Consider the following 25,029-nt stretch of genomic DNA (forward strand, 5'->3'; position numbering starts at 1 on the left):
TGTATCCCTTACCTGTACTTTTAACAGCAATTATGAGGAAGAAGTAACTTTAGATCAATTGCATTCCGCTGAAGATATGGTTTAGAACTACTTAACATGGATATCGATCCGCGCAGGCTGCGAGTTCTTCTTGCTGTTGCCCGCACTGGCGGGGTGCTCGCCGCGGCTGACGAGCTCGGAATTACGCCCTCGGCTGTGTCCCAGCAACTCAACAAGTTAGAGGACGAGACGGGGCACGCCCTGGTGGTGCGCACGCCCAAAGGCTCGGTCCTGACCCCCGCCGGTCTGGCCATTGCAGAAGCCGGCGAGGAGATCGAGCGGGCGCTCAGCGTGGCCCGCGCCCGGATCGAAGGCGGGGCCAAGATCGCAGGCGTGGTGCGGGTGGGCGGATTCACGAGCTTCGTCCGCACGGTGGTGATTCCGCGGCTGCCGGAGTGGCGTACCCAGTACCCGCAGCTGCAGATCCGGATGATCGAGGACGACTTTCCGGCCCTGATGCGGCTGCTCCGGCAGCGCGCGCTCGACGCCGTGGTGGTGGAGCTCGATTCGACGACGGCCGGCAATCGTTCGCTTACCGCCGGAATGACCGAGGAACCCCTGCTGGACGAGCCCTGGAAACTGGTGGTTCCGGCGGGCGCCCTGCTCAGCACCGAGAACATCGACCTTGGCCGCCTGCCATTGCCGTGGCTCGGCGTCGACTCTTCAGCAGCCAACGCCTCGGTGCTCGGCCGGCTCCGCGAATCGACGGGCGCCCAACTGGAGACCGTCCACCAGTACCAGGACACGCTGACCGCTTTGGCGTTGGTCGCCGCGGGCGAGGGCGTTGCCATCGTGCCCACCCTGGCGTTGAGCGGAATCAATCAGGCCGGGGTGGACATCCTGGACGTTCCGGGGCTGGGCACGCGACGCATCGTCCTGCGGCGGTTCGACCGGCGACGGTCAGCCAGTACGCCGGTGGATACCGTCGCTCGCCTGCTGCGGGAATCGGCCGCGGCGTTCGACACGCGGTCCACGTCCTGAGCTTCTGCCCTGATTGTTCAGAGCTCTGGACAAATAGGCGGGGTATGGCTATTTTCGGCAACCTGATCCAGGCATAGTGTGGAAGCACCACCGATGGAGCGGCAGGGACGCCCAAACTGGCGTTTCCATCCGCGACAAACAAAGGAGACTGTCATGTTGCTTTGGATAGCCATCATTATTGCGGTTCTCTGGCTTCTCGGCCTGCTCGGCAACATCGGCGGCGGGTTGATTCACCTGCTTTTGGTTATCGCTGTGGTGGTCCTGATCTTCCACTTCCTCCGCGGCAGGTCCTCCCGCGTATAGCCTTGCGCCCGCGCCCAGCGGCTACCAGGTTTTCTTCTGCGCCTTGACGACGTAGTGTCCGTCGCGCTCGGTGAACGTGACGAGATACCCGCGCTTGGCGCCGTTGACCCTTGCCTGGCAGTCGGTATGGGTGCCGACCTTGAGATTCGGGAAGTTCTTGCACTCCACCCCGGTGATCTTTACTCCCGCGTCCTTGGGGTGGACGCGTGCCATGAGCCGGGCCGCCAGGAGCTTGCCGCTGGTGGCTGCCGTGAATTTCTGGGCTGCAGGCTTGGTTGCGGGCGTGGCGGCGGCCTTCGTTGCGGGCGTGGCGGCGGGTGCCTTGGTCGTGGCTGGCGCCGGGGTTGACGAGGCGCAGCCGGCCATCGCCAGGGCCCCAAACAGTGCCGCTGCCGACAGGGTAGTGCGCCTGATGTTCATTGCCGTCCTTTCGATCCGAAGTGAAAGCCGTTCCGCCGATATCAACTCTGGGACGCGTTCCTTGAGGAAAGGTTGGCGCGGGGGGACCCGCACCCGAATGACGGCACGTTCCATCAGAAACAGTCGGTAATGACCGCCACGGGCAACCGGGAAGCCGGGTGCAGTTCCCACCTGGCTTCCCGGTTTCCCGATCAATGCGTCGGGCAGGCCCGCGGCAGCATGGTCACCGGGTGCCGCCGCCAGGTTCGTCCTCAACGTCCTTGGGTGCCTCGAGATCCATCTCGTGCAGCGGCACCATTTTGGACTTGGTGATGTAGCGGTGACCCAGCCACAGGACAATGAAGACCGGCAAGCCGATGTACGAGGAAAGCACCTCCATCACCCGCCCGGCAAGCACAGCCTCGTAGTTCTGTCCTGCGATCACCAGGACCAGCAGGGCGAAGGCCAGGAGTGGGCCAATGGGGAACAGCGACGCCTTATACGGTAAGTCGCTGACCTTGTTCCCCTGGGCCAGGAAGCCTCGCCTGAAACGGTAGTGGGAGACCGCGATCCCCGCCCAGACGATGAAGCCGCACAGGCCTGACATGTTCAGCAGCCAGGAGTAGGCCGCGCCCTGACCGACGATAGCGGAGAGGAACCCGAAGAGCCCCACTGCCGTGGTCGCCAGCAACGCCGGGATCGGCACGCCGCGTGCGTTGGTTCGGCCGAAGACCTTTGGGGCCATGCCGTCGTGGGCCATGGCGTAAAGCATCCGGGTGGAGGCGTAGAGTCCGGAGTTTCCCGCGGACAGGATGGCGGTCAGGATGACCGCGTTCATCAGGGCTGCGGCGAAGGCGATGCCGGCGCGTGAGAAGACCAGGGTGAACGGCGACGCCGCAACATCGGCCTCGCCGGATGCCAGCAGGCTCGGATCGGTGAACGGGATCAGGCAACCGATGATGAAGATGGCGCCAATGTAGAAGAGCATGATGCGCCAGAAGACGGTGCGGATAGCCCTCGGCACTTCGCGGCGCGGGTTCTTGGCTTCGCCTGCGGCCACGCCCACCAGCTCGGTGCCCTGGAAGGAGAACCCGGCGATCATGAAGACCGAAATGATCGAGACCCAGCCCCCGTGAAACACTTCATCCCGGGTTTCCCAGTTGCTGAGCCCCGGGGAGTTGCCGCCGAGGATGCCGAAGATCATCAGCACTCCGGCGATCAGGAAGAGCACCACTGCGGTGACCTTGATGAGGGAGAGCCAGAACTCTGACTCACCGAAGGATTTCGCGGACAGGGCGTTGAGCCCGGCCAGCACTAGTAGAAATATCCCGGCCCACACCCAGCCCGGGACCCCCGGGAACCAGAAGTCCATGATGATTCCGGCCGCGACCAGTTCGGCGGCCACCGTGATGGCCCAGTTGAACCAATAGTTCCAGCCGATCGCGAACCCAAAGGACGGGGAGACAAAGCGGGTGGCAAAGGATTGGAAGGAACCGGCGACCGGAATCTTGGCCGACATCTCCCCGAGTGACTGCATCAGCAGGAAGACCATCAGCCCGACCAGCGCGTAGGCGACCAACGCACCGCCGGGGCCCGCCTGGGAAATAGTGCCGCCCGAGGCCACGAACAGCCCAGTACCGATCGCACCGCCTATGGCGATCATCTGCAGGTGGCGGCTGCTTAGCCCGCGCTTGAGTTCGTTGGCGGTTTCGTCGGACCTGCGAGCTGCCCCTGTGGCTGGGGCGTATCCGGGCTGTGCCACTTCATCGTCTTTGATGTCTGTGGAAGTTGTTTGCGTGAGGGAGCTGAGTCCCATGATGCCTCCGGGAAGGTAGCTGCGGTGGATTGAACTTTCCGGCGGGCCCGGCCGGAAAGGACGGTGATCAAGCTAACACACGGAGAGAAAGAGCCCTCTTGCGAAGCGAATGTTGCCCGGCGAACGCTCGAAGTCTTACGGATAGGTCCGGAAAGAACCGGCGTGAGCACAAGAATTCCTTACTCTTGTCGAAAAAACACATCATGCATGCTTACCCATTGCTACGTTCTTCGGGACCCCTCAACGGAAGGAACGAACATGTCTGTCCTCGCAAGACCCGAAGCGACAACCACCCGGGCAGAAGACCTCAAGGCGCTCCCGGCATGGCAGGCTCTAAAGACAGCCGTCATTGGACTGCAGCAGGTTCAAGCCCAGGACGGTTCCGTTCCGGAACCCGCTGAGCACGACCAGGCCCGCCGGAACGTCAGCACCATTACTGGCGCAATCGACGACCTGCGTCCCCACCTTCCCCATGACAGGGAATACCTTGAACTGCTCGGGCAGGACTTCCAGCGGTGGGCGTCCGAGGGCTTCGCCGTACCTGATTTCCTCGACTCGCTGGTATCCTTCCACCCCGAGCAGTGGCGCATCGATGGGCTGCCGCACCTGGTGGTGTTTCCCATGTACACGCAGAACGGCAGTACCAACCGCTACTTTGAGGCCGTCCTCATCGAGGTTATATGGCCTGCTTTCGTCGCTGAACTGGAGGCAGGAAACTACTCCAACAAGCTGTTCGTCCCCATCAGCTTCGTCGATTTCACGCCCGGCTATGACACGAACTCCGCAGTGCTCTTCCCCGAGAGCGTGGCGGTCCGGAGCACCCCTTCGTTCACATGGGGAGGCATTTTCGCGGACCGTGAAGCTGCCCGGTTCCGTCGCGTCCTCAAAGCTGCTGCCGGCATTACTGCACTGGACCTGCCGGCTGACGCCGCGGAATTGCTCGAGGACCAACACCTCGCGGAGAAGACCTTCGTCATGTGGGACCTAATCCATGACCGGACGCACATGCGAGGTGACCTGCCCTTTGACCCGTTCATGATCAAGCAGCGGATGCCGTACTTCCTCTACTCCCTTGAGGAGCTTCGCTGTGACCTGACCGCCTTCCGCGAGTCAGTCCTCATCGAGCGGGATGAAACGGCTTCCGACGACGCCCGCAAGCACGCCAGGCTGGTGCAGTACGCTGTGATCTTCGACCGCATCTTCCGCTTCGCGATCACCGGGAATCGGGTCCGCAACTACGACGCCGTGGGCGGCCAGTTGCTGTTCGCCTGGATGCACCAGCACCGGGTCCTGCACTGGACCGATGGAAAGCTGAGCATCGACTGGAACAACGTCGCCGCCGTGGTCGTCGAGCTGGGTGTCCGCATCGAGGAACTCTACTGGCGTTCGATCGACCGGCCGAAGACCGCACACTGGCTGGCTGCCTATCAGCTCGTCTCGGAAACCCTCACCCCCAGCCCGTCCTCCGCCTGGGCCAAGGGACCGGAGGCCCTTCCGCTCGACGGCCCTCCCCGGGGACTGACGGACCAGGTTCTTGATGACGAATTTCCCCTGTCAATGTTCTACGAAGCCCTGGAGAAGAAGATGCGCCCGGTCATTGAATCAACTGCCGGGATCACCGGTAAGAGCCCTGTGAAGACTGAGGGCGAGGCAGGCGCATGAGCCAGAACCTCTCGGGGCGCACGGTCGTCGTCGCCGGTTCGACAAGCGCTGCCGGCGTTGCAGTGGTCCGCACCCTCTCGCAGGCAGGGGCATACGTAGCCGCCGTGGACATTCTTGAAGACCGGGTGCAGGAGCTCTCGGGCACGTACGACAACGTCACAGGCTATGTCTGCAACCTCGCGGACCTGCAAGCCGTTGAAGACCTGGCGAAGTCAGTCCGACAGGATCTCGGTCCTGTGGACGGCCTCATCCATCTTGTAGGAGGGTGGCGCGGCGGCCAGGGCATCAAAGGCCAGTCGGACGACGACTGGGACTTCCTCCACACCAGCGTCCTCACCACCCTGAGAAACACCAGCCGGGCGTTTTACGATGACCTGGCGGCTTCCCCGGCCGGACGCCTGGCCATCGTTTCCGCGCAGTCCGCTTCCTCGCCAACGGCGGATGGCGCCGCCTATGCTGCCGTCAAGTCTGCCGCCGAGGCATGGACCCTCGCCGTGGCCGACGGGCTCCGGCAACTGCAGGGAGGAAACGAAAGCCTCTCCGCTCAGAACTCAGCCGCCCTGGTCTTTGTGGTCAAGGCTCTGGTCGATGACCGCATGCGCGCAGCCCAGCCCGAACGGAAATTTCCGGGCTTCACCGACGTCGGCGTCCTTGCCGATGCTGTAGAGCGGATCTTCCAGCTGGAGGCAGAACAGATCAACGGGCAGCGCTTGTCCCTAACGGCCGGCCACCTTGTGGGCGCACTGCCCTGAGCGTCGGCGTCGATTCCCAGGCGGGCGTCCCGCGGTACCGGCGGGGCGTCTGCAGGACGCTAACTACCGGGGCTTCGCCTCGGACCACGGCTTGTGCTGGTGCGCAAGCCACACCATTTCGGGGTCCAGCGAGCGCACCAGTCGCTGTCCCTCGGTGCGGGGGTTATCAAGTTCGTCGAACCAGACTGCTGTGTCTCCAGCGATAACAGTCGGGCCTCGGTCTCCGTCGATGACAACAATCTGTGAGCCCCGGGTGTGCCCTGGTGCCGAAAGGAGTCGTAGCCCAGGAAGCAGTTCGAAGTCGCCATCTACCGGCACGTAGTGCGTCCCGGGCGCGTCCACCCATTCGGGGATGGTGTAGTCATTCTGGTTGCGGGCGTCGTCGAGTTCCTGACGCTGGACATATATGGGCTTGCCCGCGAAGAGGTGGTTGCCTCCGCAGTGGTCGAAGTGCAGGTGGGTGTTAACGACGATGTCGACACCTCGGATGTCGAAGTCCTGCTCGTTCAACGGCCAGAGGCGGGGTTGCATATCAGCGACCGCCGGATGTAGCTCGGTCAGGCCGGTGTCAACCAGCACACGCGCTTGGGGGTGGTCAATGATATGCACGTAGACGGGCATCGGCTCGCCTTCGGGAAGCAACTCGGCCACGCGAACGGCGGTGACAGGAATAGCAGCGGCTGAATTCACTTTTTACCTCAGTTCTAATAACGGGCGATTCGTCAATTATGGTTCAGGGGCTTGCCAGGGTGAGAGCCGCGGCCACCAGCCTGGGACGTTCCGCCGGTAGTCGAGATATTGCTCGCCGTAGGTGCTGGTAAGGGTAGGTTCCTCGTAGCCCTTCACGAACGCGACGACCGCTGCGAGGACGATCAAGGCGTAGAGCACGAGCCACCAGCTGCCGAACAGCAGCGCCTGGGCCAGGATGATGGTGAGCACCGCGAGGTACATAGGATTGCGGACGAATCGGTAGACCCCCGTCACGACGAGCGTCTCCGTTGGAGCCACCGGAGCGGGCGTTCCGCGGTGCATCGCGAACAGTGCAAAGGCGTGCAGGAGGAATGCCGCGCCGGCAGTGATCATGAGCCAGGCCACCGGGACAACGGCCCAGCCTGCGCCGCCCCAGTCGAACCGCCGCCAGCCGGAGATGACCCACGGGATAAGGCCCGCGACAACGCCCGGCGCCAGGAAGAGGAAGAAGACCGTCCCGATCCACGCGCGTGCGGGCGATCCTGTCTGGGCCATGCCCGTCAGACTAGCCGCACCGCACCGTGCTGTCATGGTCCGCGCCTTCACGGGCAGTCGGCGTGTGGAGCCGACGGCGGACTGGGTTAGGAAGCCAGGTCCCGGAGGGTGGACCACTGGACCACCGCCGCCGGCCAGTTCCAAGTTTCCGCCTGGGTCCTTGGAGGAAGCATGGAACTCCTTGTCGCAGAACGCCCGATCCAATGTCACCGCGCTTTCATCCCAAGGTCGTCCAGGAATCTCCCCAACTCAACCCTTCGACGGCGGGGACTGCTGCCGGCGTTCCCGCTGTGCCCTCGCTTCGCCAAGGGAACCTTGGCGGCCCGTCTCGACGGGAAGGTGTGGGGCATGGCAATACTGCGACCACCCGACGACGAAGAGCCGGCCCTTACCCAGCCCAACGTGCTCCATCACCAGGAGGTTGTAGCAGGCGGTGACACTGGAGCCGCAGTAAGAGATGACCCCGTCGGCTAACTCAATGCCTGCCTCTCTAAAGTTCTCCCGCAGCTGCCGCGGCTGCGCCAGCCTCCCGTTCGGCTCAGGGTTCCCGCAGCACGGAAGGTTTACCGCGCCCGGGATATGCCCCGCGCGGGATCGATGGGGTCCTGCCTGCCCTCGTACCAGTCGCGGTTTCTGCCATCCACCACCACGGCTCCGTCCTCGACGGTTTCGTCGATCGGCGAGCAGGTCCGCCGGCCATGACCGGGCGGTGAAAGCCCGGGGCGGTATTGAAGGCGCTGCCGTTTCCAGGGCGCCACGGTAGGCGGCCATGCCGCCATCGAGCAACGCCGCCGGATGCCCCCAGGCTCCGGAGCATCCACCCAGGCGCGTCGCAATGACTCCACCGGCAGCAACGGAGAGTTTTTGGGAGTCTCGACCGGGCTTCGATGACCTGATTTCGGGGAGACCGGAAGTGGCATCGGACTCGTTTGGACAATGGACTGTTCCTGTTGGTGTTATGGACCGCGGCGTGCCCGCTACTTTGCTGGCACTGCACTTCTATTTTGCTTATCCACGAACTCCTGAGGGGACCGAACTGGTCCGTGCCTCCTTATCCAAGCTTATCGATGTTCTTTTTGAAATGCCTGTGGGTGATCAATATCTCGCTATTCAAAAGTTCGTACTTTTCACAGCTACCGCGCTGACGGCAGTGGATAAGGCTGCTTATAATGAAACAGGTGAGAGTAGTACCGCGGGGACGGACGGTGCCTTATCAGAGAAACAGGTCGACCGGCTACGAGATTTTATAGTTGCGCGAGGGATTCAAAGTGGGCAGGACCCGATCAACCTCGGCTGGCTTGAACTATTCAATGATCGGCCTAGTGATTGGCTCAGCCTACTGTCGCGCCTCAATCCCATCCGTAATTTTGTTAAGCATTTCAGGAATGCGCCCAAGTCAAGCTTGGCGTGGCTCGGCACGTCAATCCCTGAAAAGGAACGAGTGACTGCTTGGCGCGTCTTGGCGCATCTCAGCATGCAGGATTTTGCAGATACGCTAGCCAGCAGCGCCGGAACTGAGTGTGCGGACAATGTCCATACTAATTCTCGTTTTGCAAGCTTCCTGCGGCTGGCATCGGCAAGCAAAGAGAAAATCCTGGCAGGACAGGTAGATGATGACATATTGCGCATTTGTTCATCCAGGACCAATAAGGGGCCAGTGACGGATCTTTTCGCTGACTCTACTAATGGGGATCTGCTATCGAAGTTCATGGATTGCCGAGGTCCCCAGGCGCTCCATTTAGCTGCAAGGTGCTCCGAGGTACTTTCGAAGTCGGAACCTATCTCCGCGCACGCATTTGCCCGAATCGCCGACAGGTTGAGCCTTATGAAATCGGAGGCGGAGGTTAAGGGATGAGTAATGCTGGCAGCGGCGACTGGCGTCTCCGCTGCCCTTCCAAAGAATACGGAAGTGGCGGCGGACAGGCCCAATCGTAAGAGACATTTCTGCTCTTTGCTTTTGCGTTCTTGACAGAACCAAATGAATGGCTTCGTTATCATTTTGGTCGACAAGCTAGTGTTTTGGGGGGAAAAGTGACTGGCGTCACCGACGACCTACAGGGGATGACTCGTCAGACCGCTCCCGATGGTTGACGGAATCGTGGTTATCGGAGTTGCATAAAGGCCGGTTTGAACCGTACTCGGCCCGTCACCGCGTTAGGGCTTGTGGCGGCAGGCACCTGGCCGTGCCATCGGCCGGGAGGTTGGGGATGCGGGCGCAAACTTGGCTTTGCCTAGGCGAGAAGCAGTTCCAGCTGTTCGGCGATGTCCAGCGCGTGGAGTTCGAGTCCGGGGCCGGTCACAATCTGGATGGATAGTGGGAGCCCGTCGGATGACATGGCGATGGGAATTGAGACTGCGGGGCAGCCGGTGAGTGTTACTGCCCGGCAGTGCCCCATGATTTCCCAGTCCTGGACGGACGTCCCGTCGATGTCCAGCCGCCCCTCCGCGTCGGCGGCGGGGCCGCCCGCTACGGGCAGGATGAGGGCGTCGACTGCGGCAAGTTGTTCCTGTGCCGCCTTCCGCGCAGCTTGGGCCGCTCTCCAGGCGTGCCGGACTTCGGCGGGGCTGGAGAGGAACGTCGACCGGATGGTGTGCAGGTTCGGCGCGCTGACGAGGTGTTCCCGACCCCTGATTGCTGCGGCATGTTCTTTCATGGGGTCCACTGCCCGCAGGCGGGCGTAGGCCGGCAGGCAGCCGCTCAACGCTTCCGGTTCTTCACGGATCTCACTGCCGTCCGCGGCCAGTTTCGCAGCGGCCTGTTCCATCATGTCCCGGACCTCCCGCCGGACCGGGCCGAATCTGCTGCCATCGGTCCACAAAAGCCGCATCGGAAGTTTCCCGGGCAAGGCCGCGGCGGCGTCGTTACCGACAAGCGTGGCCGGTTCGGCAGCACCGGTACCCGGCTGGTCCCTCATGATCCGAAAGGCGGTGCGAAGATCGCGCACGGACCGGGCCATGGGGCCGATGGTCTGAAAGGTGCCCTGCACCCCGGTGCCGGCAGCCGGGATACTGCCGTCGTCGCCGAAAGACCCATCCGTTCCGGGAACTTGCCCCTCGCCGGGAAGGCTGCCCACCCCCGGACGCAATGCTGCTATTCCCACGCACTGGGCGGGCCATCGGAGGGAACCGCCGTAGTCCGAGCCGATCCCCAGGGCGGAGATTCCTGCAGCGACGGCGGCCGCCTCGCCCCCGCTGGAACCGCCCGGGGTGGCCGACGGAAACCGCGGATTGGTCGTCCGGCCCCCTAACGGACTGTCGCAGGTGGGGCCGAACGCGAACTCGGGACAATTGGTTTTGCCGATCAGGATCGCGTCGGCGTCCAGCAGACGCTGCACGGCCGGCGCAGTCGTGGTCGCTATCCTGTCTGCGAACGCGAGACTGGCGGCGGTTACCGGCAACCCGGCAACTGCAATAGCATCCTTGACGCTGAGCGGCACTCCGGCCAGTGGCCCCAATTTTTCGCCGGCGGCACGGCGTTTGTCGAGAGCGGCGGCGGCCTCGGCGGCACGGTCCCAGTCTTGGGTAATGAAAGCATTCACAGTCTTGCCTGCAGCCGATTCCGCCACCGCACGGGCACGGGCCAGGACGTCGACGGCGCTGCGCCGGCCGGTGCGGACCTTCCCGGCGATGCCGGTTGCATCGTCCAGGCCGGAGTTGAGCCTGCGCAGTAACGACGTACTCACAACATGCGTCCTTCACTGACTTGGTACCCGGGGACCCGATACCGGATCTGCCCCTACACTAAAACGATTCAACCTGAAGATCAGGCAATATCCCCGGTTCTGGCCTGTTCCTGATGTTTCGTCAACGGAGATGGCTTCGTCCATCCTGTCGCGGAGGAAGCCTCCGGCGGCACCCCCTAGCTTCGCTGGAAGAAACCAAAGCAATAAGGACAACTGCAAAACTGCGCTCACTCACCTAGGCCGAACGGCTCTTTGTTGGCTGGGCGGCTAAAAGTGCCGGAGCACTCGAAACCGCAATTGTCGAATACAACCTGGTACAACACCCAAGGACTCTGAATCACGCTTGAGGGCCTGAGCCCGGTGCAATACCGTGCTCAGGCCCTAGCGGCATAGCTCAGGAGAGATTCAGTCGATAATCGGCGGCAGGGAAAGGCGACCCGGAGCAGAAGCGTGGAACTTGATGGCAAGAGCTGCATCCAGGCGGTGGTGGATCACTGCCTTCCGATCCGATTGCGGGAATGCGTCCATCGACAGCGGCTCAAGTCGGGCCCTGCGTAGACCTGCCCGGCAGGCGTAGCCGATTCCTGATTTCGTTTCGAAGCGAGATTTTTGGACTTTTGTGGCCCGGTACGGACGCGCCTATGACTGGGACGGTTCGGGAATCTGTTCGATCCGGCCGAGCACCACGACGTACGAGAGTATTCCGATCGCTGTGACGATCCCGGCGATTACGAAGGCACCCGCAAAGCTTCCGGTGGCCTCGACGACGAGACCGGTGACGATCGGGGCGGTTAAGCCGAGAAGATTTGCCGCCCCGTTGACAATGCCGCCCAAAGAGGCCACGGATCCTCGGGGCGCGATGAGGGTGATAATGCTTTGACCCGTTGGAGCGTTGACAGCCAGCCCGGCAGCACCGATCGAAAGATACACCATCACAGCGACGATGTCGTGGGTCGTCACGGTTCCCGCGACGCCCAGCGCACCGACCATGCTGAGGACCAGGAAGGCACGTCTGGTCTTCGTGGGGTCAAATCCACGCCGGATGAGGCGATCCATCAGCCACCCGGCAATAGCAAGCTCGGCAATGACCGCCACAAGCCAAGGAACCACGGAGTATATTCCGCTACTCAGGACGCTCATACCTTGCGACTTTTCCAAGTAGGAGGGCAGCCATGACAACAGAAGGTAATAGACATACACGTAGCTTGCGTAGCCAATGGCCAATCCCCAGGTCTTGCGGCGACGCAGCAGATAGCTGACGTTCGACCATGGGGACTCGGACGGGGACGTCTCCTGCTGTGCGCCTCCCTCCAGGATGTATTCATGTTCGGCTGCGGATAGTTTGGCCGCTCGGCGGGCCTCCGCGGGGTTGCGGTAGATGACCCAGAACGCGATCGTGTAGGCCAGACTGACGACCCCTGTCAAGACGAATGCGGACTGCCAGCCAAAAACGGAAACCACATAGGCCATGACGGGCAAGCCCAACACGTTTGAGGCCCTCGAAGACGCGTCGAGCAGGCTGATGCATCTGCCGCGCTCACGAGCCGGGAACCAATATCCCATGGCCTTCCAGGACGCCGGCCATGCGGGGGCTTCGCCAATTCCCAGGAGTAGCCGCGAAATCAACAAGAGCCCGAGGCCGCCGCTTATGGCGGTAACGAAAGAGGAGACAGTCCACAAAACTACCGCGACTCGCATGACCCATCGCACGCCTATGCGGTCGATCAGGTAGCCAATCGGTAGCTGCAGAACTGTGTAAGTCCATAGGTAGGCCGACAGGAGCAGTCCAAGCTCTCCGGGGGACAGGTGCAGGGATTCACTGAGCGGGGTGGCAGCAATCGAAATGTTGACTCTGTCGATGTAATTGACGAAAGCGCCCGCAGCCAGAAGGCCGCCGATCCCCCACCGGTAACGGTTGCCTCGGCCCAGGGTGGCTGCTGGGGAACGGGGTGTGGTAGCAGTCTTGGCTTCAGCGTTCATCGTCGGTCCCCCTCGTCGATGGTGTGAACCAGGGACGCGCCGGCCGGTTGCTGTTCTGACATGGAAGTCTCCTCGAGAAAGTGTGGACGTCGTTTTCGCTATTTCCCCCGCTGATGTCCGCCATTGCATCGTGCGGCATCGGTAATCGGAGGAAGTGCGGAGATGGATGTGGCGTCAGTTCAAGGCATTTGGCCCGGACAGACGATTTTGGTCTTCGTGGAGCGTTAGGGCTGCTGGTCGTCCGAAAGCATCATTGCTCGGCTCTGAGCGGTCACGTAATTCTCCTTGTTTCGGTACTCCCGGATCGCACCAGTTCGAGATGCGGTACCCAGTTCCAAATAAGGTACGACCCTTTTTGCTGCAAAACAAGCTTTTTGTGCTTTGTGTCACTGGTGCGTAAAACGTGCAGCCGGCCTGATGCAGCACGAGGAAGGAATTGACGCCGTGCCGCTGCAGACTGCTAGATGGGGAGGAAGGGTGCCTTCGTCGTCGCCCAGGCGCTGGACGATGCATGGAATTGAGGTGTTACCACCGTGCATTAGGCAGCATGCGTAATGCACGGTGCGGGTGGCGAGCTAAGCCGGCAGGTCGCTTTGCCTTGGTTCATCCCCGGCCTCTTCGGCGGACGGCTGGCCTGCGCCGCACCGCACGGGCTCCCCGAAGGACTTCCACTGCAGCAGATGCAGCCGGGAAGGACGAGACCGTGCGGACCGGCTCGGGGACACAAATCTTCACTGGGGCAATGGGAATTCGCGCGCCGTTGGTGGGTCCTCAGAGCTTTCTCTGTCATGCACTGCGATGCCCGCCCATTGATGCCCCATTTCGGTTGGCTAGGTGCGCGGTAACTCTAGCCGGCCGCGTGGTGTTGACCGTGGCCTAAGTCAGGTCCGTGATGACAAGAGTTGCAGCTTCGCCAACCGCCGAAATCGTTTCTTCCATCGCGGCCGCCGGGCCCACCGTCTCCACAAGGCTGCGGGCCGGAATCGGGCTGACGAATCCGGGAGCGACACTGCCCACCACCGCCGCAACAGAAATACCTCGCATGCGGGCTCTGGCGGCGACTCCTCCCACCACTTTTCCCTTGAAGGACTGGGAATCAATGAGTCCTTCACCGGTCAGCACAATATCGGCCCTGTCAATCGCGGCATCCAGGTTCAGCATGCCCGCGACGTAGTCAAATCCGCGATGCAGGCTCCCTCCCGCAGCAAGCAACCCGCCGGCCAGGCCTCCAGCTGCCCCAGAGCCAACCGTATCTCCGATGTTGACTCCGAATCTGTCCCGATACTCAGCTTCGAGATCTTCAAGCCGCTCAGTCAACTCAGCAACCTGCTCGGGAGATGCGCCCTTTTGCGGGCCGAAGTCTCGCGCTGCATCCTTGAACCGCGTCTCCACATCGCAGACGACAATCAGCCGGGCACCGCTGGGGATGCTGCCCATTTCATTTATTGCTCCCAGTCCTCCGTCCGTGGTGGCGGAGCCTCCCATGGTGACGATGACCGTACGGGCCCGGCGGTCGAAGGCTTCCCTAATGAGCTCACCTGTGCCTGCGGATGTGGCCGCCAAAGGATGGTTGATCCCACCCGGCAGTAGGGCCAGGCCGGAGGCGCGGGCCATTTCGATAACAGCCGTCCCCTCCGAGAGCCGCCAGCGCGCTTCCCTGGGTATGCCGTCTGGGCCGGTGACCACGGAAACCTCCGTCGCGCCCCCCAATGCCTCCAACGTGCCTTCGCCCCCGTCGGCCATCGGCAGACTCTCCGCCACATGGCCCAGACCCCGTGCAGCCATCGCTATCGCGTCGGCCACTTCGGCCGCGGTTGCGGTTCCGCGAAACTTATCCGGCGCTGCCAAGATCCTCATGCTCGTGCTCCTTATCAATACAAAAGGGTTGAATAAGCTCCGACAAGAAGGTACCTTATTTAGAACTCAGTCCGTATATATGAACTGGACGGGTCCCATGAGGTGTTACCCAAGGAGAATCAGATGACCGCTCAGAGTCGAGCAATGGTGCTTTCAGCTTTCGAACAGCCCTTTGAAATGAGAAGTTTCGACATCCCGGAACCAGGTGAGAACGCGGCTGTTGTTGACGTTGAGTACGCAGGAATCTGCGGCACTGATGTGCACCTGCAGGCTGGCCGCTTGCCCATTCCAACCCCCGTCGTCCTGGGGCACGAAGCAGTGGGACGCATCGCTGCTCTCGGCAAGGGTCTCACCCACGACGTTCTCGGGAATCCGCTTGCAGTTGGTGACGCCGTCGCGTGGCAGAACAGCGTGGCATGCGGCAGGTGCAGGTACTGCCTCGTTGAACAGCAGCCGACGCTCTGCACCGGATCACGGCGGATCTACGGTATCAACCAGCGCGCCGACACGTTCCCCCACCTTTCCGGTGGGTGGGCGGACTCTATGTACCTGCAGCCTGGCACCACCCTTGTGAAGCTTCCTGACGGGATCACCCCTCGGGATGTCATCCCCCTTGGCTGTGCCGGCCCGACAGCAGTCCACGGCGTCCTTTATGAAACAAAGATCAGCTTTGGGGACATCGTAGTGATCCAGGGCAGCGGGCCCGTGGGTGTTGCTGCCGCGATTTACGCCCAGCTATCGGGCGCAGCGAAGGTCATCATCGTGGGCGGTCCCGCTTCGAGGCTGGAGATCACTGCCAAACTCGGCGTGGGACACGAGCACTTTGACGTTATGGACGGAACCAGCGCTGAGGACCGCATCGCCGCGGTCAAGGCCCTTACCCCCCATAGCCAGGGCGCAGACGTAGTTATTGAATGCGCCGGCATCCCTTCGGCTGTGGCCGAGGGTATCGAAATGGTCCGTCCGGGCGGACAGTATTGCGTGGTGGGGCAATACACGGACCACGGCACGACTCCCATTAACCCTCACTACATCACGCGAAAGCAGTTGACCGTTCAGGGGTCTTGGGGCTTCTCTCCACAGCACTACATTCGTTACATCCAGACCCTCCCCCGACTGCTCGCTGAGTTCGATCTTGCTGCCCTTCTCTCCGAATACCCCCTCGAGCGGGCAAATGAAGCAGTCGCCGACGTAAAGGCCGGCGCCGTGATGAAAGCGGTCCTACGGCCGGCATCGGCAGGTATCTGAAATGACGGCCGAGTGTCTTGTATACGACGAGGTCACTGAGATCCCCACTGACCTTCTTGCGCGTTGCGCCAATCTCCCGACCGCCGCATTTTCTGACGCCATGCAGCGCTTCGGCGGGGCCGTCGGGCTGGCCCCTGTCATCTCAAACGCTGCAACCCCCAAGACGGTGCGCATGATCGGGCGCGCACTGACGGTGCAGACTCGACCCGGCGACAACCTGGTGGTCCACAAGGCCGTCGACATGGCGGCGCAGGGCGACGTGCTGGTGATCGACGCCGGCGGGCAAACAGACCGCGCGATCATCGGAGGACTCCTAGGCAGCTATGCGCAGAACAGGGCAATAGCAGGGATCGTGCTCGACGGTGCGGTCCGCGATCTCTCCGAGCTTGCCGGACTCGACATCCCGATCTTTGCCCGCGGAGTCTCCCACTTGGGCCCCTACAAGGACGGGCCCGGACTGATTCGGGGCAACGTTGCAATCGGAGGCACGGCAGTCAGCCAAGGAGACCTCGTAGTTGGCGATGAAGACGGCATCGTCTTTGTACCACGCCACCGTGTCGCCGACGTCGTTGCAGCAGCCGAGGCCGTGGTTGAACGTGAACGAATCACCACCCTGGCCATCAATGATGACAGCTGGGACCGCAGTTGGGTCGATGCCGGGCTGACCGTTCAGCGCGTGAGCAGATAAATACCGGCCGGCCCGAAGCACACTACAGAACTTACAAGGAGCAGAACACCATGCTTGATCAGCAGACGCTTGAGTACCCGCACGGGGTCAATTTCATCAACAACGCCTGGGTACCCAGTTCCGGCGAGGGAGTAGAGACCCTGAACCCGGCCGACAAGGACGATATCGTCGGCATTGTTCCGGATTCGACCCGGGAGGACGTCGAGGCCGCCATCAGTGCCGCCGAGCACGCACTCCCCGGCTGGGCCAGGACCCCCGGACCGGTACGAGGCGACATCCTCCGCCGCTGGAGCGACCTTATCGGAGAGAACCTCGAAGACCTCGCCCGGCTGATGACTCGGGAAATGGGTAAACCGCTGGCAGAATCGCGCGGCGAGCTCGGCCGCGCCCGGATGGAGCTGGAGTACGCTGCCGGAGAGGGCACCCGCATCCACGGGACCACCATCCCCAGCCGCGCACCGGGCCAGCTCGTCTACACCGAACGCGAACCCATCGGGGTTGTGGCGGCCATTACACCGTGGAACTTCCCAGCCGTCGCCCCCGTACGCAAAATCGCTCCCGCTCTGATCTTCGGCAACACCGTTGTCCTCAAGCCAGCGCTCGAAACCCCGCTCACCGCGCTGGCCCTCGCAGCCCTGCTCCGGGAAGCCGGCCTGCCGGAAGGCGTCCTGAACGTAGTGACAGGTCGAGGCTCAAAAGTTGGAACACAGCTCACGGAAGACCGCCGGATTGCCGGCGTCTCCTTCACAGGTTCCACCGGCGTTGGCAGGACGGTCAACGAGGCTGTTGCCCGACGCATGGGCGCCGTGCAACTTGAACTCGGCGGCAAGAATGCCGCCTACGTTCACAGCGCAGAGGACCTGCGCACTGTCGCCGCGGAAATCACCAGCGCCGCGATCCAGGCCACCGGGCAGCGCTGCACGTCGATCAGCAGGGTTCTAGTGCGCGAAGAGATCGCCGACGACCTGGTAGCCATTCTCACTGAGACATGGTCCGGCCTGCAGGTGGGCCCGGGCGACGCCGAAGGCACCGTCGTCGGGCCCCTGGTCAATCACGCGCAGCTCACCAAAGTTTCCGGCTACGTGCGCCAGGGCATCGAGGAAGGCGCCGTCCGGACGACGCCCGACCGGCAGATTCCGGACGGCCTTTACTACGCCCCAACCATCCTTGATCACGTCACGCGGGATATGACAGTCGCCCGCGAGGAGATCTTCGGCCCCGTGCTGACGATTACCCGCGTCAAGGACGTGGACGAAGCGATCGACATCGTCAACGACACCGATTACGGATTGGCGGCGGCGGTGTTCAGCGAAGACCTCGATCTGGTCATGCGCTTCAGCCGGGAAACCCGCGCGGGCATGATCCACGTCAACCACGGGACGGTCAGCCAGCCGCATGTACCCTTCGGCGGCGTGAAGGAATCCGGCTTGGGAGCCTTCTCAATCGGTCTCACCAACGCTGACTTCTTTACCCAGACGAAGGTGGTTTACCTCAAGCACAGCAGTGGGTCCCAGCCAGGTAAGGCGGTCTCAGGACGCCGGGGCCTCACCCTGGACAACGGAACCGACCCGGCCTGAGTCATCCGGCAATAAACCGATCTAGTCACACGGAGGTGGTCATGCCTACAGGGCACTTGTACATTACACGGGACCTCGGGCCGGAACCGATGAGGATACTGCGGAACTCCGGACGAGAGCTCGTGGTGCACCCGCACCGCGACCTGCCGCCCACCCGGCATGACCTCCTTAACGGGGTTAGCGGTGCTGCGGGGATCATTACATTGCTCACCGAGGTGATGAATGCCGAACTGTTCGACCGCGCCGGCCCTCAGCTGCAGGTGGTTTCTGCGGTTTCAGTTGGCACCGACAACGTCGACATCGAAGCCGCCAGGAGCCGCGGCATCACGGTCACCAATACGCCCGACGTCCTCACCGATGCAACTGCAGACCTGGCAATGGGTCTCCTGCTGGCGCTCAACCGCAGGATTGTCGAGGCCGATGCCTTCCTGCGGCGCGGTGAGTCCTGGTCGTGGGGACCTCGCGTCTTCCTCGGCCGCGACCTCGCCGGGGAAGTCCTCGGCGTCGTCGGTTACGGTCGCATCGGGGAAGCCGTTGCCAAAAGGGCTCGGGCTTTCGGAATGCGCGTCATCGCCGCTGGCTCCGCACCAACTGCCAGCGGCGGGGTGGAACGGATGCCGTTGAGCCAGCTCCTGGCCACGGCTGACGTTATAAGCCTTCATGCACCGCTTACAGCCCAGACGCGCCACCTGATCGATGCCGAGGGGATCGCCACCATGAAACCCGGGGCGGTAATCATCAATACGGCCCGCGGCCAGCTAATAGATGAGGACGCACTGGTGCAGGCGCTGAAGGCTAAACGCATCCGCGGGGCCGGACTGGATGTCTTCGAGAATGAGCCGCTCATTCATCCGGGACTGCTGGAACTGGACAATGTGGTGCTCACCCCCCACATTGGAAGCGCCGGGGAGCAAACGCGGACGGGCATGGCACTGCTTGCCGTGAAAAATGCTCTGGCCGTGCTTGATGGCCGACCTCCCGTGACACCCGTCAACGGATAGGCAAGCAACGATTCGAGTGGGCCTGCTGTTACTGTTCCATAGACTGTGCAGCCGGAGAAGGAGTTTTGAAAATTGGTCAGCGACAACGGATTTGTTCGCTCGGTCGAGCGTGTTGCCGCTCTCCTGGAGCTGCTTTCGCAACGCAAGTCACCCATGCGGATGATTGAGATCGCCCAGGCACTCGACCTGCCCAAAAGCACCACGCACGGGCTCCTGCAAACCCTGCAGGCCAAGGAGTTCGTGGTCAGGGACGCCAGCCAAAGGTACAGGCTGAGTCTCCGGCTGTTCTCTCTTGCGGCCACTGCGCTGGAACTCGTTGATCTCCCGGAGCTTGCCAGACCTGCGATGGAGGAACTGTCCGGCCGCACCGGTGGAACGTGCAACCTCGCTGTACTGGATGGACACGATGTCCTCTACATAGAAAAGGTCGAGAACCGGGACAGCGTGGTACGGCTGGTAACGCACGTAGGGACCCGCATCCCCGCACATGTGACGTCCTTGGGCAAGGTACTCGTAGGAGCCCTGCCTGAAGCCGACCGGGAGCAGTGGCTTGCAGAGCATGTGTTCGAACGCATGACCGGCCACACGATTACGGACGCCGACGCCTTCCGTAAAGACCTGCAGGAGCAGGCCAGACGCGGCTATGCGCTCGACAATCAGGAGCTGCATTCGGCCATCACCGGCTTCGCAGCCCCCGTACGTGACCACACGGGAAAGGTTGTTGCAGCACTGAGCCTGGCCTATCTTGGCTCCAGCACGAACGCCGCAGAGAAAAAGGAGCTCGGCGCCCAAGTAGTCCAGGCCGCTGCCACCGTATCCACCGCACTCTCTACTCGCTAACAGACAACACAAGTTAAACCCTGCATCGTGACGAACTGTCAGCACATGCTCGAACCGATTTCCTAAATACGAACCAAGGAGTAGTAATGGCCGAACGATTGCCGCTTGAAGGAATCACGGTCCTGGATCTCAGCCACCTTGCCGCAGGCCCGTGGTGCACCATGGTCCTGGCGGACCTGGGCGCCGACGTTATCAAGATCGAAAAGCCCTTCACCGGGGATATGTCAAGACAAGCCGGCAGCATCTACGCGGGTGACCAGAGTGCTGTATTTCTGTCATTGAACCGCAATAAGCGCAGCGTAGCCCTTGACCTGAAGCAGCCGGAAGGCCGGGAAGTCTTCTTCCGCCTGGCCGAAAAAGCGGACGTGGTGGTGGAGAATCTGCGGCCCGGAAAAGCCGCGCAGCTCGGAGTGGACCGGGCGAGCCTTGCCGAGCGCAATCCCGGCCTTGTGTACGCGTCGATCTCCGCGTTCGGAACTTCAGGGCCATACGTGGATCTGGCTGGCAACGACCCCATTGTCCAAGCACTCTCCGGAGCCATGGCGATTACCGGCGAGGAAAATGGCCCGCCTTCCAGGCAGGGCGTCAGTGTTCCGGACTTCGGCGCCGGGATGATGGCAGGCTATGCGATCCTTGCAGCGCTGGTGGGCCGGCAGCGCGACGGACAGGGAAGCGAAGTCAAACTGAACCTGCTCGACGTGTCCGTATTTGCCTTAGGACCCCGCGCGCAGGAGTACCTCATTAACGGCGAAGAACAGCCGAGGCTGGGGAGCGCGCACCCGCAGTTCTCGCCCTACCAGGCCTTCCGCTGCCGAGACGACCGCTACGTGTACATTGCGGTCATCAACGACAAGTTCTGGCGCCTGCTGTGTGCAGGGCTGGGCCGGGCGGAGCTTGCCAGCGACCCAAAATACGCCACAAATGTCGGAAGAGTGGAGCACCGGGCAGAACTCGCCGATCAGCTCGGCACACTCATGGCACAGCGTCCCAGCGATGAGTGGCTGAAGACCCTTCAGGACGCCGGAGTCCCTTGCGCCCCGGTCAACAGCCTTTCGGAAGCGATGTCCGACCCCCAGGTCATCCACAACGGACTGGTGGCCAAAATGCAGCACCCGACCCTGGGAGAGCTGACCACCGTCGGCCTCCCCATGACGTTCGACGGCGAGCGTCCCCCTATCCGGAACGCGCCGCCGCTGTTGGGTGAACACACGAAGGAAATCCTGCAGGGGGCCGGCATCTCGGACACGGAACTGCGGAATCTCATTGATGGCGGCGCTGCTGCCCTAAGCCCCGAACCGGCCGCCGCCCAGTCCCGACACAACCCCAGCTAGAGCACCAGCCAGAGTCACGAAGGAATCTCATGAGCATCATCCAGACATTAACCACCCAGCGCACTTCCACGCGGAACTTGGCACAGCAGGCTCTCGAAGACGTGCGCCGCGGCCTCGAACCGGTGCTACAGCTCATCGAGAACTCGCCTGCCGGTGCCGTTCCCGGGTTCAAGTACACCACCGGCGGCTACCGTCCCTGTGAGACCTACTTGCCGCACGATTGGTCCACCTTCCAGTGGGTTGGCTTTCTGACCGGGCGACTCTGGCTGGTGGCCGACCACTTCGATGACGACCGCGTTCGTGCCGCGGCCAGGAAGCTGGCCCACGTTGTCGCCGGAAGTCTGTCCCATGAGCCGCCGCGGTTCTCGGCCGCCGGCAGCGACCTCTTTTACGCGTCGTGTCTGGGAGCGCGCCTCACCGGGGATTCGGACCTGGCCAAGGCTGCCCTCGAGGCGACGCGGCAGTACAGAACCAACTTCGACGAGCGCTTGGGAGTGTTCTTCCAAGTGGTCGGCGTCAACCGCGCCGTCATTGACACGGGGCTGAACCTGCTCCCGTTCTACTGGGCCGCTGCCGTGGACCCAGAGCTGGCCGCTACGGCACGAGTGCACAACACCAATCTCCTGGACTACGGCATCGTGCGCGAGGACGGCGCGGCCTACCAAGCAATCGAGTTCGACCTTGAATCAGGCCAGCCCGCCCGCCGCTACTCAATGCAGGGCTACAGCGACAACACCACGTGGGCGCGGGGGCAGTCCTGGGCAATGCACAATTACGTCAACGTGTACGAAGCCACTGGGGATCCCCGCTTCCTCGAGGTGTCACGCAAGGTGTGCCGCTGGTATGTGGACCACCTGCCGGAGGACCACGTGCCGTTCTACGATTTCGCAGACCCGGACGCACCGGCCGTCCCTCGCGACTCCTGCAGCGCCACCATCGCAGCGAATGCGCTGATGCGCCTTGCGCGGCTGGACGATGAATCGGCCGCATGGGCCTCAGCGGCGGCGGACTCTATTACCGAGGAACTGTTCACCAACTATCTCTCTCCCGGCGGCGTCCTTCTGCACAGCAGTTGGGGCCGGCTGCCGGCAGAAAAAGCCGGAGCAGGGTTCTCCCGCTTCCCCCTGGAGGACGTCATGCCCTACGGCAACTACTGGATCGTCGAAGCGGCGTACCGCCACCTGCACCCCGACTGGTCGGCCCTGGCGCTTGGGCCGTCGGCCCCCCTCACCATAGACGGCGCATCGGGCCACACCGACGGCGCTACCGTCTCATGACCGGGCCGCTGGCAGGGGTGCGCGTACTGGACCTGACGCATTTTGTCGCCGGGCCTTGGTGCACCATGCTGCTGGCGGACCTCGGCGCCGAGGTCACCAAGCTCGAACCACCCGCCGGCGAGATCGGCCGCGGCATGGGCAGCGTCTACTCCGCCGACGAGTCAGCCATCTTCCTCGGGTTCAACCGCGGTAAGCGGAGCATCTCGCTGGATCTCAAGCAGCCCGAAGGGTTGGCGGCCGCACTGCAGCTTGTGGAACAGTCGGATGTCGTTGTTCAGAATTTCCGGCCCGGCACTGCTGAACGGCTGGGGTTGGGCGCCGCCGAGCTGCGCGCCAGGTATCCGGAACTCATCTACTGCACCGTTTCCGCTTTTGGCCCTGATGGCCCGTATGCGACGCTCCCGGCCAATGATCCGGTGATACAGGCGCTGAGTGGCTCGATGGCCTCCACCGGACAATTAGAGGGCAGGCCGGTGCGGATGGGAGTCAGTCTTCCGGATGTCGGTGCGGGAGTTCTCGCAGCCGTCGGCATCCTTGCCGCGCTCCTCCGCCGGGCAGGAAGCGGAACAGGCTCCACAATCGACCTCAATCTGCTGGACACCCAGCTTTATGCACAAACCGACCATGTGGGAAACACCGGCTCGACCGGGGTAGAGCCCGGTTCGATCTGCGGCCCGTACGTCTGCGGTGACGGCCTGTCGCTGTGGTTGAACGCCGACGGTGAATCTTGGATTGCCGCGGGCCTCCAGTCTGAAGGGTCAAGCGGATTCGAAATGAACCGCGCGCAGGTGGCGGCAATCCTCCGCACCCGGCCCCGTGCGCACTGGCTGGAACTGATCGGCCCGGGAGGAACGGGCATCGTCCCCGTTCTTGGACTCTCCGACGTCCTTCCCGGCGCGCCTTCCAGGACGCTGGAAGTGCAGCATCCCACTGTGGGCACTCTGAGGCAGGTCCGTACCCCCGTGATGGCGGACCCGCCCTGGCCTCTTGTGGACGCCCCCCCGCCACGCCTGGGAGAGCACACCCGGGAAGTCCTGCACGAACTGGGGTTCCCGGACGTCGAGATCGATCGGCTGGTGGCTCAGGGAATAGTCCGCGAGCAGGGTATTCCCCCCACGACTTCACCAAAACCCCCAAGTACCAAAGAAATCCACGCAAAGGAGCAGTCATGACCACCATCATCGAGACCAAACAGCAGGAGCAGTACGCACTCACTGCCGAGCAGATTGCCCTCCAAGAAGAAATCCGCGAGTTGGCAGACGGACCCGTCGCCGCCGGCGCGGACAGGCGGGACAAGACGGGGGAGTACCCCCAAGACATGTTCGACCTCCTGGTGGAGAAGAACCTGCTTGCACTTCCGTTCGCCCCTGAGCACGGGGGCCGCGACTCCGGCATCCTCAGTTGCGCACTGGCCATCGAGGGCCTGACCCGCGCCTGTTACAACACCTCATACCTGTTGATGATGACCTGGCAGCCGTTCTTCGCGATCAGCGCGGCGGGGAACGCGGAGCAGCGTGAGCGGTTCCTGCCGAAACTGGCAAATGGCACGCTGCGGTTCTCCACGGCCAACACTGAGCCCGATGTTGGTTCTGACATGGCAAACCTGCAGACCAAGGCTGAGCCGGTAGCGGGGGGATACCGGCTGACAGGAAAAAAGGTCTGGGCCGGAAACGCCCCGGTATCGGACTACTTTGTCACCTTCGCCCGCACCGGCGGTCCCGGTCACAAGGGGCTCAGCGCCTTCGTTGTGCCCACGGACGCCGAAGGGGTCACCAGGGGCGCAAAGATGAACAAGATCGGCGGCCGGGCAATCCCGTCCTGCGAGGTGGAGTTCAATAACGTCTTTGTGCCCACCAGCGACCGGCTTGGCCAGGAAGGCGAAGGCTTCAAGACCGCGGCCAGCACCTTTACACGGCTGCGCCCCCTCGTCGGAGCCCGTGCGCTCGGTCTCGCCCAAGGCTCCCTCGAACATGCCGTGGCGTACGCGAAAGAACGCCAGGCATTCGGCCAGCCAATCGCCGATTTCCAAGGCCTGCAGTGGATGTTGGCAGACATGAAGATCGGCCTTGAAGCGTCCAGGCACCTGGTCTACAAGTCAGCAGCCGTTCTCGACGCCGGCATGTCACCCCGCGAGGCAGCACCGCTGATCGGAATCGCCAAGACCTTTGCAACCGATACCGCCATGCAGATCACCCTGGACGGAATTCAAGTTTTCGGTGCCAAGGGCTACAGCACCGACTACCCCATGGAACGCTTCATGCGCGAGGCCAAGGGACTGCAGATCATCGAGGGCACCAACCAGATCCAACGAAATATCATAGCCAAGGACCTCCTCTCCTAGTACGGGAGG

The 25,029-nt window shown here is 62.6% G+C and carries 21 protein-coding genes; 14 read left to right on the forward strand and 7 right to left on the reverse strand.

The genetic code is table 11. The features are described 5' to 3' along the window. Nucleotides 1-96 precede the first annotated feature (96 nt). Nucleotides 97-1,020 (forward strand): LysR family transcriptional regulator, encoded by a 924-nt coding sequence (locus ACFVTE_RS06910; protein WP_387098517.1) that lies wholly within the window; start codon nucleotides 97-99, stop codon nucleotides 1,018-1,020. Between the two features lie 153 nt (nucleotides 1,021-1,173). Next, complete coding sequence (locus tag ACFVTE_RS06915) at nucleotides 1,174-1,323, forward strand: lmo0937 family membrane protein (protein WP_307031180.1); 150 nt, start codon at nucleotides 1,174-1,176, stop codon at nucleotides 1,321-1,323. 21 nt (nucleotides 1,324-1,344) lie between these two features. On the opposite strand, the gene ACFVTE_RS06920 is transcribed toward ACFVTE_RS06915, so the two are convergent. Both ACFVTE_RS06920 and ACFVTE_RS06925 read right to left on the reverse strand, forming a co-directional pair. Beyond that, nucleotides 1,345-1,743 carry a hypothetical protein gene (locus tag ACFVTE_RS06920; protein ID WP_387098519.1) on the reverse strand — a complete coding sequence of 133 codons (399 nt, stop codon included), beginning with the start codon at nucleotides 1,741-1,743 and terminating at the stop codon, nucleotides 1,345-1,347. Between the two features lie 223 nt (nucleotides 1,744-1,966). Continuing rightward, a complete protein-coding gene (locus ACFVTE_RS06925; protein WP_387098521.1) occupies nucleotides 1,967-3,538 on the reverse strand; it encodes an amino acid permease in 1,572 nt (523 codons plus the stop codon). A 258-nt stretch (nucleotides 3,539-3,796) separates the two neighbouring features. Here ACFVTE_RS06925 and ACFVTE_RS06930 point away from each other — a divergent pair, with 258 nt between their 5' ends. Further along, on the forward strand, nucleotides 3,797-5,200 hold the full coding sequence (locus ACFVTE_RS06930; RefSeq protein ID WP_387098523.1) for a DUF6421 family protein: 1,404 nt from the start codon (nucleotides 3,797-3,799) through the stop codon (nucleotides 5,198-5,200). Further along, a complete protein-coding gene (locus ACFVTE_RS06935) occupies nucleotides 5,197-5,952 on the forward strand; it encodes an SDR family NAD(P)-dependent oxidoreductase (protein WP_387098525.1) in 756 nt (251 codons plus the stop codon). Before ACFVTE_RS06930 ends, ACFVTE_RS06935 begins: the two co-directional genes overlap by 4 nt. Nucleotides 5,953-6,015: 63 nt before the next feature. Here the strand turns inward: ACFVTE_RS06935 and ACFVTE_RS06940 are convergent, their stop codons facing one another. Then, a complete protein-coding gene (locus ACFVTE_RS06940; protein WP_387098527.1) occupies nucleotides 6,016-6,642 on the reverse strand; it encodes an MBL fold metallo-hydrolase in 627 nt (208 codons plus the stop codon). 36 nt (nucleotides 6,643-6,678) lie between these two features. Continuing rightward, nucleotides 6,679-7,197, reverse strand: a complete 519-nt coding sequence (locus tag ACFVTE_RS06945) for a methyltransferase family protein (RefSeq protein WP_387098529.1) — start codon at nucleotides 7,195-7,197, stop codon at nucleotides 6,679-6,681. A gap of 913 nt (nucleotides 7,198-8,110) precedes the next feature. Here ACFVTE_RS06945 and ACFVTE_RS06950 point away from each other — a divergent pair. Further along, nucleotides 8,111-9,052 (forward strand): hypothetical protein, encoded by a 942-nt coding sequence (locus tag ACFVTE_RS06950; protein WP_387098531.1) that lies wholly within the window; start codon nucleotides 8,111-8,113, stop codon nucleotides 9,050-9,052. A 376-nt stretch (nucleotides 9,053-9,428) separates the two neighbouring features. On the opposite strand, the gene ACFVTE_RS06955 is transcribed toward ACFVTE_RS06950, so the two are convergent. The 3 genes from ACFVTE_RS06955 to ACFVTE_RS06965 form a co-directional block, all read right to left on the reverse strand. Continuing rightward, entirely contained in the window at nucleotides 9,429-10,880 is a 1,452-nt protein-coding gene (locus tag ACFVTE_RS06955; RefSeq protein WP_387098533.1) for an amidase, read from the reverse strand. A 639-nt stretch (nucleotides 10,881-11,519) separates the two neighbouring features. Further along, nucleotides 11,520-12,860 (reverse strand): MFS transporter, encoded by a 1,341-nt coding sequence (locus ACFVTE_RS06960; RefSeq protein WP_387098535.1) that lies wholly within the window; start codon nucleotides 12,858-12,860, stop codon nucleotides 11,520-11,522. A gap of 876 nt (nucleotides 12,861-13,736) precedes the next feature. Next, on the reverse strand, nucleotides 13,737-14,717 hold the full coding sequence (locus tag ACFVTE_RS06965) for a glycerate kinase (protein ID WP_387098537.1): 981 nt from the start codon (nucleotides 14,715-14,717) through the stop codon (nucleotides 13,737-13,739). Nucleotides 14,718-14,840: 123 nt separating this feature from the next. Here ACFVTE_RS06965 and ACFVTE_RS06970 point away from each other — a divergent pair, with 123 nt between their 5' ends. The 9 genes from ACFVTE_RS06970 (at nucleotide 14,841) to ACFVTE_RS07010 (ending at nucleotide 25,020) form a co-directional block, all read left to right on the forward strand. Beyond that, the gene (locus tag ACFVTE_RS06970) at nucleotides 14,841-15,965 is read left to right on the forward strand and encodes a zinc-binding dehydrogenase (protein ID WP_387098539.1); all 1,125 of its coding nucleotides are present in this window, start codon (nucleotides 14,841-14,843) and stop codon (nucleotides 15,963-15,965) included. A gap of 1 nt (nucleotide 15,966) precedes the next feature. After that, a complete protein-coding gene (locus tag ACFVTE_RS06975; RefSeq protein ID WP_387098541.1) occupies nucleotides 15,967-16,653 on the forward strand; it encodes a methyltransferase in 687 nt (228 codons plus the stop codon). A 50-nt stretch (nucleotides 16,654-16,703) separates the two neighbouring features. Beyond that, nucleotides 16,704-18,230, forward strand: coding sequence for an aldehyde dehydrogenase family protein (locus ACFVTE_RS06980; protein WP_387098543.1), 1,527 nt, complete (start codon nucleotides 16,704-16,706; stop codon nucleotides 18,228-18,230). A gap of 41 nt (nucleotides 18,231-18,271) precedes the next feature. Further along, on the forward strand, nucleotides 18,272-19,231 hold the full coding sequence (locus ACFVTE_RS06985) for a 2-hydroxyacid dehydrogenase (RefSeq protein ID WP_387098545.1): 960 nt from the start codon (nucleotides 18,272-18,274) through the stop codon (nucleotides 19,229-19,231). Nucleotides 19,232-19,303: 72 nt separating this feature from the next. Next, a complete protein-coding gene (locus ACFVTE_RS06990; RefSeq protein WP_387098547.1) occupies nucleotides 19,304-20,071 on the forward strand; it encodes an IclR family transcriptional regulator in 768 nt (255 codons plus the stop codon). Between the two features lie 86 nt (nucleotides 20,072-20,157). Beyond that, nucleotides 20,158-21,402 (forward strand): CaiB/BaiF CoA transferase family protein, encoded by a 1,245-nt coding sequence (locus tag ACFVTE_RS06995; protein ID WP_387098549.1) that lies wholly within the window; start codon nucleotides 20,158-20,160, stop codon nucleotides 21,400-21,402. A 29-nt stretch (nucleotides 21,403-21,431) separates the two neighbouring features. Next, nucleotides 21,432-22,679 carry a hypothetical protein gene (locus tag ACFVTE_RS07000; RefSeq protein WP_387098551.1) on the forward strand — a complete coding sequence of 416 codons (1,248 nt, stop codon included), beginning with the start codon at nucleotides 21,432-21,434 and terminating at the stop codon, nucleotides 22,677-22,679. Beyond that, nucleotides 22,676-23,851, forward strand: a complete 1,176-nt coding sequence (locus tag ACFVTE_RS07005; RefSeq protein ID WP_387098553.1) for a CaiB/BaiF CoA transferase family protein — start codon at nucleotides 22,676-22,678, stop codon at nucleotides 23,849-23,851. The genes ACFVTE_RS07000 and ACFVTE_RS07005 overlap by 4 nt, the downstream gene beginning before the upstream one ends. After that, complete coding sequence (locus tag ACFVTE_RS07010; protein WP_387098555.1) at nucleotides 23,848-25,020, forward strand: acyl-CoA dehydrogenase family protein; 1,173 nt, start codon at nucleotides 23,848-23,850, stop codon at nucleotides 25,018-25,020. Before ACFVTE_RS07005 ends, ACFVTE_RS07010 begins: the two co-directional genes overlap by 4 nt. Nucleotides 25,021-25,029 lie beyond the last annotated feature (9 nt).

The organism is Arthrobacter sp. NPDC058097 (assembly GCF_042884885.1).
Classification (GTDB): Bacteria; Actinomycetota; Actinomycetes; order Actinomycetales; family Micrococcaceae; genus Arthrobacter.